15 protein-coding genes are annotated in these 16,188 nt (G+C 70.0%); 7 read left to right on the forward strand and 8 right to left on the reverse strand.

Annotated elements, in window-relative coordinates; genetic code table 11:
• Position 1: 1 nt before the first annotated feature.
• Both L687_RS33170 and L687_RS33175 read right to left on the reverse strand, forming a co-directional pair.
• The gene (locus L687_RS33170; RefSeq protein ID WP_021200131.1) at positions 2-973 is read right to left on the reverse strand and encodes a carbohydrate ABC transporter permease; all 972 of its coding nucleotides are present in this window, start codon (positions 971-973) and stop codon (positions 2-4) included.
• A 31-nt stretch (positions 974-1,004) separates the two neighbouring features.
• Complete coding sequence (locus L687_RS33175; protein WP_021200132.1) at positions 1,005-2,249, reverse strand: extracellular solute-binding protein; 1,245 nt, start codon at positions 2,247-2,249, stop codon at positions 1,005-1,007.
• Between the two features lie 325 nt (positions 2,250-2,574).
• Between L687_RS33175 and L687_RS33180 the strand changes: the two genes are divergently transcribed.
• Genes L687_RS33180 through L687_RS33200 form a run of 5 tightly spaced genes read left to right on the forward strand, consistent with a single transcriptional unit; the run spans position 2,575 to position 7,056 of the window.
• On the forward strand, positions 2,575-3,471 hold the full coding sequence (locus L687_RS33180; RefSeq protein WP_021200133.1) for an SIS domain-containing protein: 897 nt from the start codon (positions 2,575-2,577) through the stop codon (positions 3,469-3,471).
• Positions 3,472-3,495: 24 nt separating this feature from the next.
• The gene (locus L687_RS33185; RefSeq protein WP_021200134.1) at positions 3,496-4,488 is read left to right on the forward strand and encodes an ROK family protein; all 993 of its coding nucleotides are present in this window, start codon (positions 3,496-3,498) and stop codon (positions 4,486-4,488) included.
• On the forward strand, positions 4,485-5,429 hold the full coding sequence (locus L687_RS33190; RefSeq protein WP_021200135.1) for a 1-phosphofructokinase family hexose kinase: 945 nt from the start codon (positions 4,485-4,487) through the stop codon (positions 5,427-5,429). The genes L687_RS33185 and L687_RS33190 overlap by 4 nt, the downstream gene beginning before the upstream one ends.
• Positions 5,426-6,280 (forward strand): class II fructose-bisphosphate aldolase, encoded by an 855-nt coding sequence (locus tag L687_RS33195; RefSeq protein WP_021200136.1) that lies wholly within the window; start codon positions 5,426-5,428, stop codon positions 6,278-6,280. The genes L687_RS33190 and L687_RS33195 overlap by 4 nt, the downstream gene beginning before the upstream one ends.
• On the forward strand, positions 6,280-7,056 hold the full coding sequence (locus tag L687_RS33200; protein ID WP_021200137.1) for a DeoR/GlpR family DNA-binding transcription regulator: 777 nt from the start codon (positions 6,280-6,282) through the stop codon (positions 7,054-7,056). Before L687_RS33195 ends, L687_RS33200 begins: the two co-directional genes overlap by 1 nt.
• A gap of 253 nt (positions 7,057-7,309) precedes the next feature.
• Here L687_RS33200 and L687_RS33205 read toward each other — a convergent pair whose 3' ends face one another.
• The 4 genes from L687_RS33205 to L687_RS33220 form a co-directional block, all read right to left on the reverse strand.
• On the reverse strand, positions 7,310-9,760 hold the full coding sequence (locus L687_RS33205; protein ID WP_021200138.1) for a CHAT domain-containing protein: 2,451 nt from the start codon (positions 9,758-9,760) through the stop codon (positions 7,310-7,312).
• A 143-nt stretch (positions 9,761-9,903) separates the two neighbouring features.
• A complete protein-coding gene (locus L687_RS33210) occupies positions 9,904-11,475 on the reverse strand; it encodes a S8 family peptidase (protein ID WP_021200139.1) in 1,572 nt (523 codons plus the stop codon).
• 57 nt (positions 11,476-11,532) lie between these two features.
• Positions 11,533-11,988, reverse strand: coding sequence for a hypothetical protein (locus L687_RS33215; RefSeq protein ID WP_021200140.1), 456 nt, complete (start codon positions 11,986-11,988; stop codon positions 11,533-11,535).
• Positions 11,985-12,665, reverse strand: coding sequence for an RNA polymerase sigma factor (locus L687_RS33220; protein WP_231479796.1), 681 nt, complete (start codon positions 12,663-12,665; stop codon positions 11,985-11,987). The genes L687_RS33215 and L687_RS33220 overlap by 4 nt, the downstream gene beginning before the upstream one ends.
• 69 nt (positions 12,666-12,734) lie before the next feature.
• Between L687_RS33220 and L687_RS33225 the strand changes: the two genes are divergently transcribed.
• Entirely contained in the window at positions 12,735-12,953 is a 219-nt protein-coding gene (locus L687_RS33225) for an SCO4848 family membrane protein (protein ID WP_021200142.1), read from the forward strand.
• 33 nt (positions 12,954-12,986) lie between these two features.
• Here L687_RS33225 and L687_RS33230 read toward each other — a convergent pair whose 3' ends face one another.
• Positions 12,987-14,300 carry an MFS transporter gene (locus L687_RS33230; RefSeq protein WP_021200143.1) on the reverse strand — a complete coding sequence of 438 codons (1,314 nt, stop codon included), beginning with the start codon at positions 14,298-14,300 and terminating at the stop codon, positions 12,987-12,989.
• Positions 14,301-14,374: 74 nt separating this feature from the next.
• Here L687_RS33230 and L687_RS33235 point away from each other — a divergent pair, with 74 nt between their 5' ends.
• The gene (locus L687_RS33235) at positions 14,375-14,965 is read left to right on the forward strand and encodes an ArsR/SmtB family transcription factor (RefSeq protein WP_021200144.1); all 591 of its coding nucleotides are present in this window, start codon (positions 14,375-14,377) and stop codon (positions 14,963-14,965) included.
• A gap of 14 nt (positions 14,966-14,979) precedes the next feature.
• Here L687_RS33235 and L687_RS33240 read toward each other — a convergent pair whose 3' ends face one another.
• On the reverse strand, positions 14,980-16,089 hold the full coding sequence (locus L687_RS33240) for an FUSC family protein (RefSeq protein WP_031207473.1): 1,110 nt from the start codon (positions 16,087-16,089) through the stop codon (positions 14,980-14,982).
• Positions 16,090-16,188 lie beyond the last annotated feature (99 nt).

The following is a 16,188-nucleotide window of genomic DNA, read 5'->3' on the forward strand; positions in this document are numbered from 1 at the left end:
ATCAGACCTCCTTCATGGGCTTGACGATCTTCACGTACGCCGCGACGATCACGATGACGATGAGGAACGCGACCACCGACAGGGCACTCGCGACATCGACCTTCTTCTGCAGCTCGATGTATTTGAAGATCAGGGTCATGATCGTGTCGGCGCCGTAGCCGGGGATCGACCCGGTCATCACCTTCAGGATCGGCAGCGAGTTGAAGACGTTGATGATGTTGATGAGGATGGCCACGGCCAGAGCGCTGCGCAGCTGCGGCAGCACGATCGACCAGTAGGTGCGGGCAGGGCCGGCGCCGTCCATCTTCGCCGCCTCGATCGCGTCGGCCGGGACCGACTGGAGTCCGGCGAGGATCGTGTAGGTCGTGAAGGGGAGCGACACGAAGATCGCGATCACGATCGACCAGGTGAAGGCCGTCGCGGGGTTCTTCGTCCAGCCGTAGCCCACCGCGTCATCGGAGAGCCCGATGTCGTAGAGGAACTTGTTGAAGATGCCGAAGTACGGCTCGAGGCTGTAGTAGAACACCATGGTCGTCATCACGACGGATGCGGCCCACGGCACGATCACGGCCATGCGCACGAGCTGGCGCCCGGGGAAGGCCTTGTTCAGGATCTGCGCCAGACCGAGCGAGATCACGACCGTGAGGGTCACGACCGCGACCACCCACACGATCGTGCGGAAGAAGATCGGCCAGAACTCGGTGAACGTGAAGACCGTGACGAAGTTGTCGAAGCCCACGGACCCCTTGTCGAGGCCCGACAGGGAGATGTCACGCGTCGAGTTGAAGAACATCACCCCGGCGGGGAACAGCACGACGCCGATGATGAGCAGCAGTGCCGGTGCGATCCACGGCAGCGCTTGGAGAAGATCCTTTCCGCCCGGCCTGCCACGCGTGGCATCCGGGGACTTCGGAGTGCGGGGGCGGCTCTTCGCCGCCCCCGCGAGGTTCGAGGACTCTGTCTTCTGGCTCATTCGGGTACCCGAACCTCTCCGATCAGCGGGCTCAGCCCGCGTCGACCTGTGCCTGGATCTCGGTCAGCACGTCCTGTGCCGGCTTCGACTGGATCTGACCGAACAGCGACTTGAACGCACCGTCGGCAGCGGACCACTTCGGGTTCGTCGACGGGTAGAACTGCGCGTCGGGCAGCACGTCGAGGAACGGCTTGAGTGCCTCTTCGCCGGAGAGCTGCTCGGCGCCGGACTTGGTGACCGGTAGGAAGCCCTCGGCCTGCACCCACGGCACGTAGACGTCGGCGGAGTAGTAGTAGTCGAAGAACTTGGTGATCGCCTCCTGCTTGTCACCATCGTTCTGGAACGCCATCAGCTGGTCCATGACGCCGAGGGTGAAGGGCGAGCCGTCCTTCGTCGGGATCGGAACGATGGAGTAGTCCAGGTCGGGGTTGTTCTCCTTGATCTGGCCGACCGTCGGCGGGAGGCCGACCTGCATGCCGATCTTGCCCTGGATGAAGATGTCCATCAAGGGGGAGCGCTGCGTGGAACCCGGGTCGGCCTGCGTCGCACCGGCGTCGATCATCTTCTTGATCTGCTCGGCGCCGGGGAGGTTCTCCGGGGTGTCGATCGTGATCTCGGAGGCATCGCCGAACGATCCGCCGCCGCCCCACAGCCACACGGCCGCTTCTGCCTGTGCCTCTTCCGATCCGAGCGGCATGCCGTAGCCGGCGACACCGCCGCCGAGTGCGGACACCTTGGTGGCGGCATCCAGCAGCTCATCCCAGTTGGTCGGCGCCTCGACGCCGGCCTGGTCGAGCAGCGCGTTGTTGACGAACAGGGCGCGCGCCGAGGCGATCATCGGCAGCGCGTAGGCGGTCCCGTCGACCTCGGCGTTCTTGAGGAACGACTCCTGGAAGTCGGAGTAGGTGTCGTCGGAGACGACGTCCTTCGTCGGGTAGAGCAGCTCATCGCCGACGAAGCCCGCGAAGGGTCCGCCGTTGTAGATGTCCGGTGCCTCGCCGGCCTGGATCTTGGTGGAGACGACCTTCTCGAGGTTGTCCCACGACTGCACCTCGAGCTTGACCTTGATGTCGGGGTTGGCCTTCTCGAACCCGTCGATCACCGTCTCCCAGTTGGCCTTGGTGCCGTCGGAGTAGCTGGGGACGAGGAGGTCGAGGGTGGTCGAGCCGTCCCCGCCTCCGCTGTCGCCGGACGAACCGCCGAACCCGCACGAAGCGAGCGAGAGCGTGGCGACGGCCGCAATGGCGGCGGCGCCGAACCGCAGTGACTTCTTCATGTGTATTGCATTCCTCACTGTGATGTCCGAACCCTCGGCGGCAGGGCCGCTTCGGGAGGGGGTGTGGTGCACAGTCGCAAGCACATCACGCGACAGTGCGTGGGTGATCGTTTCGCCGTGAGGCAGCCACGATCGTTCAAGCCGGGGCTCGGGGCTCTCGACTTCGGCCGGGGTCGACGTCGAGGGTGGAACTCGTCTGATTATTTGTCAGGAGAACAAACAAATCAAGGTAAAGCTGTTGGTGTTGTGATTCGACGCCATACTATGATCGAATTAGGCTTCAAACGATCACAAGTCTGCAACTTATCGCCAGAAAGGCACCTCGATGTCCGAATCGCTGCCCGGCGCACACATGCGCGAAGAACTCAATTCCCAGCCGGAGATGTGGGCGCGGGCGGCCGATCTGAAGGCCGAGCAGGCACTGCTCCCCGCATCGGGAGCCCGCATCGCCGTCGTCGGATGCGGCACGTCGTGGTTCATGGCGCAGTCGTACGCCGCGTTGCGCGAGTCCGCCGGTCAGGGTGAGACCGACGCCTACGCGGCGTCCGAGGCCTTCCTCGACCGCGGATACGACGCCGTCGTCGCCCTCACCCGTTCCGGGACCACGAGCGAGGTGCTCGAGCTCGTCGACCGCATCAAGGGGCGCATCCCGACCATCGGAGTGATCGGCGATCCTGATTCGCCGCTCGTCTCGCTCGCCGACGAGGCTGTGCTGCTCCCGTTCGCCGATGAGCAGTCGGTCGTGCAGACGCGATTCGCGACCACCGCGCTGGCGCTCTTCCGGGCGTCGCTCGGCGAAGACCTCTCCGGCGCCATCGCCGATGCCGAGGCCGTGCTCGCCGAGGACGGCGACGACGAGCTGCGCGACGCGGAGCAGTACACGTTCCTCGGACGCGGATGGACGATCGGCCTCGCCCACGAGGCCGCGCTGAAGCTGCGCGAGTCCTCGCAGTCGTGGACCGAGGCGTACCCCTCGATGGACTACCGGCACGGTCCGATCGCGATCGCGGCCCCTGGCCGCGTCACCTGGCAGTTCGGCGAGGCTCCCGAGGGACTCGCTGCGCAGGTCGAGGCCACCGGCGCCCGCTTCGAGCAGCGGTCGATCGACCCGCTCGCCGACCTCGTGCGCCTGCACCGCACCGCGCTCGACCGCGCCGTCGCCCGCGGCCTCGACCCCGACCAGCCCCGCAACCTCACGCGATCCGTCATCCTGGATGCATGACGCAACCCGCCGCCGGAGCTGACCATGACCCGAGCTGACGGGACGGATGCCGTTCCCGACGTCGAGCGAGACGCGACCGGTGAGAAGCTCGCCGCCGTGCGCACGCTCGGCGTCGGTGCCCCCGTGCTGGCGTTCGACGTGGGCGGCACCGACATCAAGTCGGCCCTGTTCGACGCCGACGGCACCGCCCTCGGACTGCGCCGCACGCCCACGCCGATCGCCGAGGGCGACCGCACGCAGGTGCTGCTCGAGCGTCTCGAGGTGCTGGCCGAGGAGCTCCGCGCCGCGCACCCCTCTGTCGTGCCGCAGGCGGTGGGACTCGTCGTGCCCGGGATCGTCGATGCGGATGCCGGCTTGGGCGTCTTCGCGAGCAACCTCGGCTGGCACGACTCGCCCTTGCGCGACCTCGCCGCTGAACGCCTCGGGCTGCCCGTGGCCTTCGACCACGATGTCCGTGCCGCCAGCTGGGCGGAACGCCGACTCGGTGGCGCGCGCGACTACGCCGATTCGGTGGTGCTCGTGATCGGCACGGGAATCGCCGGTGCGCTGCTGGTCGGGGGCGTCCCGTACACCGCCGGCGGTTACGCGGGTGAGATCGGGCACTCCCCGATCGCGGACGGGCCGATCTGCGCGTGCGGCGCACGCGGTTGCCTCGAAGCCGTCGCCTCGGCCGGTGCCATCGCCCGGCGGTATCGCGAGGCGACCGGGATCGCTCCGGACGGAGCGAAGGACGTGATCGCCCGCGCGGCGGCCGGCGACGAGGTGGCCGCGGAGATCTGGAACTCCGCGCTCGACGCGCTCACGATGTCTCTGGCTCAGCTCACCGCCGTCGTGGCGCCGGAAGCAGTGGTCATCGGCGGCGGGCTCTCCCGCGCCGGCGGCGCCCTGTTCGATGAGCTGCGCACGCGCCTGGCCGCCCGGCTCAGCTTCCATCGCATCCCGGCGCTGGTCCCCGCCGAGCTCTCCGGCAACGCAGGGCTGCTGGGCGCCGCTCTCCGCGCACGGGAGCTCACATGATCCTCACCGTCACTCCGAACCCCGCCCTCGACCTCACCTGGCGCGTCGATCGGCTCGTCGAGGGCGGAACGCACCGGGCGGATGCCGGGGCCGCTCGTGCCGGCGGCAAAGGACTCAACGTCGCGCGGGTGGCGCACGCCGAGGGTGCGGACGTGCTCGCGGTCACCACCGTGGGCGGTCGGGTCGGCGAGGAGTTCGCCGCGGAGCTGCGCACGAGCGGTGTGCCGAACGCGCTGGTGGCGGTCGCCGCGGAGACCCGCCGCAGCATCGCGGTGGTCGATGAGGCGCTCGGCGACACCACGATCATCAACGAGCGGGGTGCGAATCCGACCGATGCCGAATGGGCGGCGCTGCTCGCCGAGGTCGTCGAACGGTTGTCGGGTGCGCGAGTGCTGGTCGTGTCCGGCAGTGTGCCGCCTGGCGCGCCGGAGTCGTTGCTCCCCATGCTCATCGCGGTGGGGAAGGACGCCGGAGTGCCGGTGATCGTCGACACCTCCGGACCCGCTCTGCTGCGCGCGGCGGAGGCCGGAGCCACAGTGCTCAAGCCCAACGCGGCCGAGCTGGTCGAGGCCACAGGCATCGCCGACCCTGTCGAAGGGGCCCGATCGCTGATCGCCCGGGGCACCGAACTCGTGCTGCTCTCGCTGGGGGCCGAGGGCATGCTCGCGGTCACGGCATCCGCACTCGTGCACGCTCGCCTCGACGAACCCCTCGCGGGCAACCCGACGGGCGCCGGTGATGCCGGGGTCGCCGCCTGCGCCGTGCTGTACGCCGAGGGGGTGCGCGATCCCGAGCAGATCCTTCGCCGGGCCACCGCCTGGTCCGCCGCCGCGGTGCTGACCCCGCTGGCCGGCGACATCTCGTCGCGCTGGACGGAGCTCGAACAACAGCTCCGCATCTCGCATCCCCATCCTGAATCGTTCCGGAAGGACCCTTCGTGACCCTCGTCTCCGCTCGCGACCTCGTCTCCGCCGCTGCCGCCGAAGGCACCGGCATCGGCGCCTTCAACGTGATCCACCTCGAGACCGCCGAGGGGCTGGTGCGGGCCGCCGCCCTCGCGCAGCTGCCCGTCATCCTGCAGATCTCGCAGAACTGTGCCGACTACCACGGCGGGCTCGAGCCCATTGCGCTCGCCACGCTCGCGGTGGCCAGGCGCGCGCAGACACCCGTGGCTGTGCACCTCGATCACGCCGAGCGGCCCGAACTGGTCGACGAGGCCATCGCGCTGGGCTTCGGCTCCGTCATGTTCGACGGCGGCGCCCTGCCCTACGACGACAACGTGGCTCTCACGGCGGAGGTCGCCGCCCGTGCTCACGAGGCGGGGGTCTACGTCGAGGGAGAGCTCGGCGAGGTGGGGGGCAAGGACGGGGCGCACGCTCCGGGTGTGCGCACCGACCCCGACGAGGCGCGTGCGTTCGTCGCGGCCACCGGCGTCGATGCGCTCGCGGTCGCGGTGGGTTCCTCGCACGCGATGACCGACCGCACGGCGTCCCTCGACCTCGACCTGATCGCACGACTGCACGAGGCCCTGCCGGTGCCGCTGGTGCTGCACGGGTCTTCCGGCGTCGCGGATGCCGTGATCGCCGACGCCGTGCGGGCGGGCATGACGAAGATCAACGTCTCCACGCACCTGAACGGGTTCTTCACGCGGGCGGTGCGCGAGAAGCTCGACGCCGATGAGCGTCTCGTCGACTCCCGCAAGTACCTCGCCCCCGCCCGCGACGCCCTCGCCGGTGAAGCGGCGCGGATGCTGCGGCTGTTCGCGCTGCGGCCGGCGGAATCGGTCGCCTGATGAAGCGGGCGGCTCGGCTGAACGCGATCCTCGACCTCCTGGCCGCGAAGGGCGAGGTGACGGTCGAAGAGCTGGTCGAACGGTTCGAGGCCTCGTCGGCGACCACACGCCGAGACCTCGACACCCTCGCCGAGCAGCGACTGCTCACCCGCACCCATGGCGGTGCGGTGGCGCAGACCGTCGCCTATGAGCTGCCCATCCGCTACAAGAGCCACCTGCGCACGCACGAGAAGGCGAGCATCGCGCAGACCGCGGCCGGCCTGGTCGCCCCCGGCATGGTCGTCGGCCTCTCGGGCGGAACCACCACGACCGCCATCGCCGCAGCGCTCGCCGCGCGCGACGATCTCTCGGGCAACGGCGGCATCACGGTCGTCACCAACGCCGTGAACATCGCCGCCCAGCTCGCCACCCGCCCCGACATCAAGGTCGTCGTCACCGGCGGCGTCATCCACTCGCGCAGTTACGAACTGGTCGGTCCGTTCGTGGAGCAGCTGCTGCGCGGGGTGCGGCTCGACATCGCCTTCATCGGCGTGAACGGGATGGACGCCGTCGCCGGTGCGACCACGCAGGACGAGCGCGAAGCCGCGGTGAACCGGATGATGGCCGAGCGGGCCCGGCGTGCGGTCGTGGTGACCGACGGCAGCAAGCTCGGCGTGGAGGCGTTCTCGACGGTCGGCGGCGTCGACCTCTTCCCGACCGTCATCACGGACGCCGGAGCGGATCCCGAGGTGCTCGCCGCCCTCCGCGCGGCCGGATACGCGGTGCTGGTCGCCTGAGCCCGGACGGCGTCGGACACCCCAAGGGCCCCGACGTCCCCAGATCGTCGAGGCCCTCTGAGGGTGTCGCGGCTGCATGCCGCGACGCCCCCGAGCAGATGGTGTCCGTGTCGTACTCGCGCTCCCCAGTGCGCCTGATCCCCAGATCCGACTGCGCCTCCCTCGCGCCTCACCCTTCGAGGCCCTTCGCATGGCACCTTCCGAAGAACAGGAGCGTGCGGCATCGGTTCTGATACACCGAATGGAGGAAAAGTCAGAATCCGTTTCCATGACACTGGAACGGCGCGTTCACGCCGGTGTCGACCGCGGCCCTCGCGAGCGCGACGGCCGGTGCGGCACCCGCGGAGAGACCGGTGTGCACAGCGCTGAGCAGATCGCCGGCCACATCATCGGGGACCGCGACGGGGGCGGCGATCACGCAGTCGGCACCGGCGTGCAGCCACACCCGCGTCATGCCCAATGCCTCCTCGCCCCAGCGCACCGACGAGCGTCCGAGCTCACAGGCCGAGAGGATCACCGTCGCCGGGACCCGCGGAATGAGATCGACGTCATAGCCGAAGAGGATGCCGTCGGCGAGCTCGAATCCGGAGAACAGCGGGTTGTCCACCGCGTGCCTGCCGTGCGCGGCGATGTGCAACACATCGGTGGCTGCGGCGAGTTCGGTGACCGCGGCGACCGTCGCCTCCCCGGTCAGCAGGGTCTGCGGTGCCACCCCGGCGCGTCGCCAGGCCGCCGCTGCCCGTTCGACCTCGTCACCGGCGCGAGCGACACGCGGACCGGCGGCGAATCCGACCGAGGCCGGCCGCGTGATCGTGCGGGAGGGGCCGGCCAGCAGGCGCGAGACGGATGTCGCGAGCGTGAACGGGGTGCCCGACATGCCGGAGAGTATCGCCCACGGAACTCCACCGAGCGCTCCGGGTACCGTGATGGCCAGTCGTGCTGCGGACGGCGCGGCGAGCAGCAGCGGCGCGAGGAGCTCGGCGTCGAGGATCGCCAGGCGCGAGGCGAGCGCCCTTTCGGTGACCTCGCCCATCAGGCCGCCACGGGTCAGGGCGGCCATGTCGAGGTCGGCGCGGAGGCCGTCGAGCGCCGACTGCACCCGCGACCAGGACAGATCGACGACGGTCGCTCCGGTGGCGGTCACCACGACCGCATGCAGATCGGTGCCGGTGAACACGTATGACAGGACGGCAAGGTCGGGATCGAGCAGCGCCATCGCCTCCGTGAGTCCGAGCCGTTCGCGCGTGCCGCCTGAGCCGGTCGCCGCCCACTGTCGTTCGCGCACCCGATCACGGAGGGCGCGCACCCTCGCATCCGTCGTCCAGTCGGCGCCGGCCAGCTCGGCACGGAGCATGCGCAGTTCCGCCAGATCGACCGCGAGGGATTCGTCGTGCGGGGGGCGCACGGGGGCGACCTGCTGGCTGAGGTGCCGCGCACGCTCCGACCACTCGAACAGGAGGGCGGGTTCGCGCCGTCGAGCGGCCGCGGCGAGTCCAGCGAACATCAGGTCGCTGCCGTGCATCGCGACCGACGCCTGCAGGTCGAGAGCGCCGAACGACTGCTGCCAGGCGGTGAGCAGATCGAGGCCATCGGCGGCTGCCCGGAGGGCATCGCGGTCGCGACCGGCGGCTGCGGCGCGAGCGGCGCGCACCTCGTGTGCACGCAGGCGCAGGGGTGTCGGGGCCGCATCGTCCAGCCGCGGCAGCCGGCCGGAACCGTCACGCCGAGCGCTCAGGCGGAGCCCTGTCGCCTCGGTGCGGAAGCCGCCCTGGTCGAGCGCCTTCGCGGTGCGCGCGAAATCGTCGCCGTCGACGGGGCGGTGCGGCTTCGCCCGCTGCTGCGCCTCGAGGCGCACCGCTTCGGCACGCGCCGCCCACCCGTGATTCCCGAGTGCGGTGAAACGTCGGGCGGCGGTGCGGGCCGCCCGCTCTGCGGCGGCGGGATCATGTCGCAGCAGCGAGCGGGCGAGGTGGAATTCCGCCTCGCCCCTGGCTTGCCGCATCCGCTGCGCGCCGAACTGGGCGGCGACCTGTGCGAGCAGCGCTTCGGCCTCGGTCGTGAGGCCCGCGTCGCGCAGCACCTCTGCCCGATCGAGGTCGCTGATCGCCGCGGCGAGGTCGCTGATCGCGGCGAGCTTCGGACGGGAACGGGTCATTAGGGTGAGCGCGGTGACGAGGTCGCCCCCGAGCAGCGCCGCATAGCCGAGATTGTGCCGCGCCTCGGCCAGGGGCTCGTCATCGTCGTTCGCCTCGTACACGGCCACCGCGCGCCGCAGATCCTCGACGCAGGTCTCGAGCTCGCGCTGCTGCATCCGCACCACCGAACGGTTCATCAGACAGTTCGCGAGCTCGGTGGTCTCGTCTCCGATCGCCGTGAGCGTGTCGATGGCGCGGGTCAGTTCGACTTCCGCCTCGGCCAGCCGTCCGCCGTGCATGAGAAGTGTGCCGAGCTGGCCGCTGAGCACCGTGATCGTCTCCGCACGGAGGCCCGTTCGGCCGAGGGCCTCGCGGCACAGCTGCTCGGCGGCCGCGGGCTCTCCGGTCTGCGCGAGCACGTAGGCGACCGTGCCGTCGATGCGCGCGCGGAGGTCGGGGTCGTCGGTGCGGGTGGATGCCGTGTCGAGCGCGCGTCGTGCCTGCGTGAATCGTCGGGCGTTCGCCGCTTCGACGCCGCGCCGGTGCAGCTCGATCGCGGACAGGGGCATCCCTCCAGAATGCCGTGCGTCGGGTCTGCAAGGGAAGAGCCCGGATTCCGCGGAGCACCCCGCGCACCAGGACGGGCCGCCCGCATCGGTACGGACGGCTCGTCCCGGGGGTACATCAGGCCGGGTGCATCAGGCGCGATCGATCAGGCGGAGTCCACGGGATCCGGAAGCGACTTCAGCACCGCGGCGACGGCTTTCGCCGCGGCTCCGGGGCTGACACCGCCGACCGGCACGGTGCCGAGCTGCGCGGCGACGCGCGCGGCCACGTACGGGGCGGAGAAGGAGGTGCCGCTCCAGATCGCGAATCCGCCGCGATAGTCGTCGGGGTCGATCGTCTCGCGGCGGAGACCGTCGACGTCGGCCCTCGTCACCGCCTGGGTGCCGCCCACGAACGCGGGTGACGTGCTCACCACGGCCGCGCCCGGTGCATAGACCCGGACCCAGGGGCCGATGTTCGAGAAGAGGGCGACCGACTGCGCCGACGGGTTGAGAGCTCCGACCGAGACGAGCGGCGCGTCCTTGTCGGGGCGGATGCCATTGTCGGCACCAGGCCAGGGCCAGAGCGACGCGGGGAAGGAAGGGCGGTCGATCGCGTCGTTCCCGGCCGAACACACCACCACGCATCCGAGCTCGCGCGCCTTGGCGAGCAGCTGGTACAGCGTGAGGCTGAAGAGTCCGTCGGTCGGTGTCTCGTGGTAGTAGCTGAGCGACAGGTTCAGCACATCGATCGGGAAGCCCGTGTTCGGATCCTCCCGGTGGCGGGCGAGCAGCGTCACGACCTGGGCGACGGTCTCGAGCAGGGTGCTCTCGTCGACCACTCCGAGGGCTCCGGCCACCCGGATGGAGAGGATATCGGCATCCGGGGCCGCCTGTCGGACGAGCCCGGCGATGAATGTGCCGTGCCCGGCGACCGCGTCGATCTCGCCGTCGAGCTGCCCGTACAGGTCGGGGTAGCGCTCCGGGTCGGCGTCGTCGGTCAGCCCCACCGGCACGCCGTCGAGGTCGACCGTGCGGGTGACGATGTCGGCGGGCAGCCAGGCGTGTTCGCCGCAGCCGGTGTCGAGCACCGCGACGACGGGCCGCCGTCCGCGCTTCGGTGCGGGCCCGCGCACCGGAGCGGGGCCCAACCAGGTGACGGGCTGTCGCGCGCCGCGTCCGGGCTCGAGGTAGTCGTCGCTGCCGCCCGCGCCCCCTCCGGCGCCGCGCACCGGGTTGGTGCGCGTGAACGGGTTGGTGCGGGTGAACGGGTTCGTCCGGGTGAACGGATTGAGCCCGACCGGGTCGATGGACAGCACGTGGTCGAGGCTCGTGCGCGGCATCGTGGAGCGGGACATGCGGCGGGCGCGCTGGAGCACGCGCCAGGCGTCGGGTGCGACGGGCGATTCGCCGCGGACCGGTTCGTCGGGGGTGCGCAGCCGTGCGCGCAGGAAGCCGGGGACTCCCGGAACCAGCTCGCCGTCGAGTGCCGAGCGGGTGCCGTCCTCGATCTCGAGCTGCCATCCGAAGGTGTCGGCTGCATCACGCAGGGTGCGCACCTCGCGGTCGTAGGCCTCTTCGTCGCCGAGGGCGCGGGTGATCAGCAGCCGCTCCGGCAGGTACGCCGTCGGAAACGCGCGGATGCCGTCCACCGGTTCCGTGCTCGGGTCGAGTGCCGTGCCCCGGCGGATCGATCCCTCCGCGCGGTCCTGCCAGGTCCATCCCTTGGGCTGATCCATGCGTCATCCTCTCCGTGCGGGTCGCCCCGCGTCCTCATCGACGGGCGGTGCCCGCGATCACAGCTCGAACTGCGGGGTCGCGAGGGTGCGCGTCTCGTCCCCGATCACGGTCGTCAGGCTCACGCGTGTGAGGCCGGGAGGCACATCGTCGAACACGAAGCGTCCTGTCTCCTCCGGCGAGACCGACCGTGTCTTCTCGCCCTGCGTCAGCACGATCTCCGCGGCAGCGGTGTCGACCCAGCCGTCGACGCGGCGGTGACCGGACGCGGTGGTCGTCACGTGCAGCAGGATGCTCGTGGAGCCGTCGCTGAACTGCAGGGTGAGCGCATCCGCTTCGCCCCGCACCGCGCCGAACTGTCCCTCCACGAGGGTCAGAAGCGCGTACTCGCGGTTCAGGCCGTCGGCGGCGACCGCGGCGACCATGCGATCGATCAGGCCGGCGGGCATCGGATCGACCTCGCTCCACAGGGAGCGGAGCCGGGCGAACATCTGGGCATCCTCATGCTCGGTCATGCGAGTCCCCCTGTCTGCGCTGTCGGCGGCGCGTCCAGCAGGGCGCGCAGCTTGGCGAGGCACCGATTGCGTGTGGGGCCGATGCTTCCGATGGGCATGGCGAGGTCGCTGGCGATGCGTGCATAGTCGGGGCGATCCTCGAAAGCGATCACACGCAGTAGCTTCTGGCAGCGTTCGTTGAGGCGGCGCACGGCCGACCACAGGCGACGGTTCTCGTCGCCGAGCGCCGCGTGCTCCTCAGCCGAGGCCTGCTCGGGAAGAAGCGTGTCGAGGTCGTCTGCTTCGGCCGTGTCGACCTTGCCATGCGCCTTCGCGACCTTCCAGGCCTCGCGGCGCGCGGTGGTCGTGAGCCAGGCAGACACGGCGCGAGGATCGCTGATCGACCCGTGACCGCGGACGAGCTGCAGCCACGTGGTCTGCACGACGTCTTCGGCGAGCGTGCGTTCGAGCCCGTACGCGCGCACGACGTGCCAGAGCACGGGCGTCATCAGCCGTACGAGCTCGTCCATCGCGCGGCCGTCGCTCTCGCGCCATGCACCGAACAGATCCGCGGCGCGCTCCCAGCGTGCGCGCCCGTCGTCCGAGGCAGGATCGTGAGCGGTGCCGGGTGCACCGTCGATCATGAAGCCCATTGTGATCACACCTACCAGGAGCGCGGCAAGGGCTTTCTGATACATGTCTGCATCCAAGAATCCCGCGGCTCCCCGGTGGGTCGCCCACATAGGTGACGCCGATAGCGTGGAGGGGTGATCCCCCTCGCCGTCGTGCTCTTCCTCAATGCCGTCTTCAACGCTCTCGTCTGGCCGCAGTTCTACAAGCGCGTCGCCAAGGATCCGCGGGCGCGGGATGAGAACGGCAGGGCCACCACGTTCCTCAAGGTGCACGCGGTGCTCATCGGGATCGCGCTCGTGCTCGCCCTGGTCTCCCTGCTCGCCGGTATCGCGGCGCTGACCGGCGTTCTCTAGGCCGGAAGAGTCGGGCCTCGCCGCCGCGCGGCGTCAAACCCTCTCGTACTGTTTCGCGTGCGCGGCCCAGCCTGACTCGACCGGGAGCGCCCGCAGCGCACGGTTGCTCACGGCGAGCACGACCGAGATCAGGCACAGTGCGGCGCAGATCAGGATGGTCCACTCCCTCCCGATCCACGCGAGCCCGAAGCCCGCGATGAGCGGTGCGAGCGGCATCGCACCCATGCCGAGGACTCCGGCGGCGCTGTTGGCGCGACCGAGCAGATGACTCGGGGTGGCGACCATGAAGTAGCCCATCATCCCGGCGTTGAGCGCGGGGATCAGGAGAACCGAGGCGCCGAGCACCACCGCGATGGCCCAGGGATCGGTCACCATCGAGAGGGCGATCGCGCCGATCGAGACGACCGTGAGTCCGGCGATGGTCAGGACGCCGGCCTTGATCCTCGGCACGAGCAGCGGTGCACAGACCGCGCCCACGAGCATCACGGCTCCGATCGACGCGCTCAGGGTGCCGATCAGCAGCTCGGAGTAGCCGTCCTGCTGGAGGGCGTAGATGATGGTCGTGATCGTGGCGTTGAAGCCGAGGTTGATGACCGTCGTGATGAGCAGCACTCCGCCGAGGTCGGGGCGGGAGAGCAGCCAGCCGAATCCCTCGCGCAGTTCCGCCCAGGCGTTCGGCTTCACGGCCACACCGGGCTCGACGGCGGTACTCGGCTCGGCGACGTCACCCGCACCCGTGTCGATCATTCCAGCACGGCGCACCTGACGCCCCAGCATCCACGCGGTCAGGGCCGCGATCGCGTGACACAGCGTCATGACCACGCCGACGAGCCATCCGCCCACGCCCAGCAGCAGGCCGCCGAGCGGACCGCCTGCGAGCTGGAGAGCGGCATCGCGTCCCTGGTTCGCGGCTTGGGCACGGCCCATCGCGTCGTCGGGCACGATCTCCTTGATCGCGCTCTCGCCCGCGACATCGAAGAGTCCACTGCGCGCGGCGAGCAGCACGTCGATCACCAGCAGTGACCCGAACGTCATCGCATCGCCGAGGGCGAGAAGGGTGAAGCCGCCCGCGAGCACGATGCCGATGAGGGAGCCGAGGAGCATCAACGCGATGCGGCGGTGGCGGTCGGCCAGCACGCCGCCGGCCAGGGTCATGAGGAGTCGGGCGACCATGCCGGCACCGCCGATGATGCCGGCCTGGGCGGGATCGTTCGTCACGATCAGTGCGAGCAGGGGGATGGCGAAGCCGAACAGCGAGGCCGCGAGGCCCTTGCTCGTGTCGCTCACCAGCCAGGTGAGGTATCGGGTGTTGCGCCACAGGCGGTGGGGCGCGGTGACGGTGGTCATGTCTTGAGAATAGATGCGCAAGAACTATTGCGCAACGCTTATTGCGCAATTCTGGGTGCGGGTAGGATCGGCACATGACGGAGGACACCGCGAAGAGCACCAGCGACGATCCCGTCTGGATGACCTCGGCCATGCTCAAGGCCTACTCGCACCCACTGCGGCGCCAGATGATCCGGCTGTTCTCGCGGCGGGAGTTCCTCCGCGCCGCCGACATCGCCGCCGAGCTCGGTGTGCCGGCGAACAGTGCGAGCTTCCATCTGCGCGCGCTCGCCGACGCCGGGCTCATCGAAGAGGCGCCCGACAAGGCCCGCGATCGGCGCGATCGTGTCTGGACCGGACACAAGGGTGCGCTCAACGTCGGAGGGCCCGAGAGCCCCGTCGCCGACGAGGCTCTCGGCTCTGCGGTGATCGCCGCCCTCGTCGAGGACCATCAGGATCTGATCCGCCGGGTGATGGCCTGGACCCCGGAGTACGTGGCCGGGCGCACGGCCGAGGTGCACGCCGCCTTCACCCAGCGGACCATCCGGCTCACCGAGTCGGAGTTCGACGATGTGATGGTGAAGATCAACGACGTCTTGAGCGCTGCCGATGATGCCCACGACAGTTCCGACTCCGAGGGTCGGTACTGGCAACTGGATCTGATCGCCGCCGACGACACCATCTGACGCGGCTCAGGCTGCTACTCCTCCGCCGGGGCGGGCGTCCCGCTCAGGATCAGGATCCGCCGCAGATGCATGGCGGTGAGCACGCCGGGTCCCATCGACCGCCGGACATCGATGGTGCGGTCGTCGACGGTCTCGAGAAGCAGTCGGATCGCACGGGCCGCCTCGCCGCGAGCGCGGTGATCGTCACTGGAGGAGGCGTCACCGCGAGCGATCACGTCGGCGACCGCGTGACAGGCGGCGGACAGGGGATCCGGCAGGGCGGGGTCGAGCGCCAGGCCGGCCGGTCGATCCCAGATGGTGTCGGCGATCTCGTCGGAGATGTCGCGGATGAGGTGCGCGATGCGATCGAGGGCGGCGAGCTCATCGTGGCTCTGCTGGATCCGGGTGCGATGGCCCTTGGCGCGAGGGTTGCCGCGTCTGCTCTCGTCCGCCTCCGTCAGAGCCGAGCGCAGCGCGGAGGACGTGTCGGCGAGCGAGGCCGCATCGTCGGCCCATTGCTCGTGCTCCGGAGGCCACGACTCCGAGACCGCGGAGCCGATGTCGTGCAGGTGCGCGGCCAGTTGCTCCCGGAAGGCCGCCACCCGCCCGGCTGCCGCGACGGTCAGGGGTGCCGGCGCGATGATGAGGTTCACCAGCAACCCGACGATCACCCCGACGGCCGTCTGGGTCAGGTAGCCGAGCGAGTAGTCATCGGCGTCCTGCCCGCCGATGATCAGCACGAACAGCGCGGCCATCGGCACGTACTCGCGACCGACACCGAACCAGCCCGTGCCGGAGAGCAGCACTCCGACCCCGACCACCAGCGGGATGCTCCACCAGGTCGGGCCGATCGTCAGCACCACGATCGTGGCGAGCCCGATGCCCGTGGCGAGGCCGAGCAGCGTCTGCAGACTCGACTTCGCCGAACCCATCAGCGTCGGGTACATGCTCAACAGGGCCCCGAGCGGAGCGTAGTAGGGGTACTCGTCGGTGACCCCGGGCATGTGCGGGGCGATCATCCAGGCCAGTCCGACCGCGAGGGTCGTCTTGGCCACGAGCAGGAGGCGGGCGGGGCGGACGGCGTCGTGGAGTGCGCGTTGGACTCCTGCTCGTCGTACCCGGAGCCGGGTGCGGGTCTGGGGCACGGCGTCCTCTCGGTCGGGGTGGGCGCGGTCGGGGCGTGTGCGGTAGGGGCGGGTGGTTCCGCGAGCCTATGCGTCCTGTGCGTCGGGGGCGAGCGGGTT

It is taken from the genome of Microbacterium maritypicum MF109 (assembly GCF_000455825.1).
GTDB classification, from domain to species: domain Bacteria; phylum Actinomycetota; class Actinomycetes; order Actinomycetales; family Microbacteriaceae; genus Microbacterium; species Microbacterium maritypicum_A.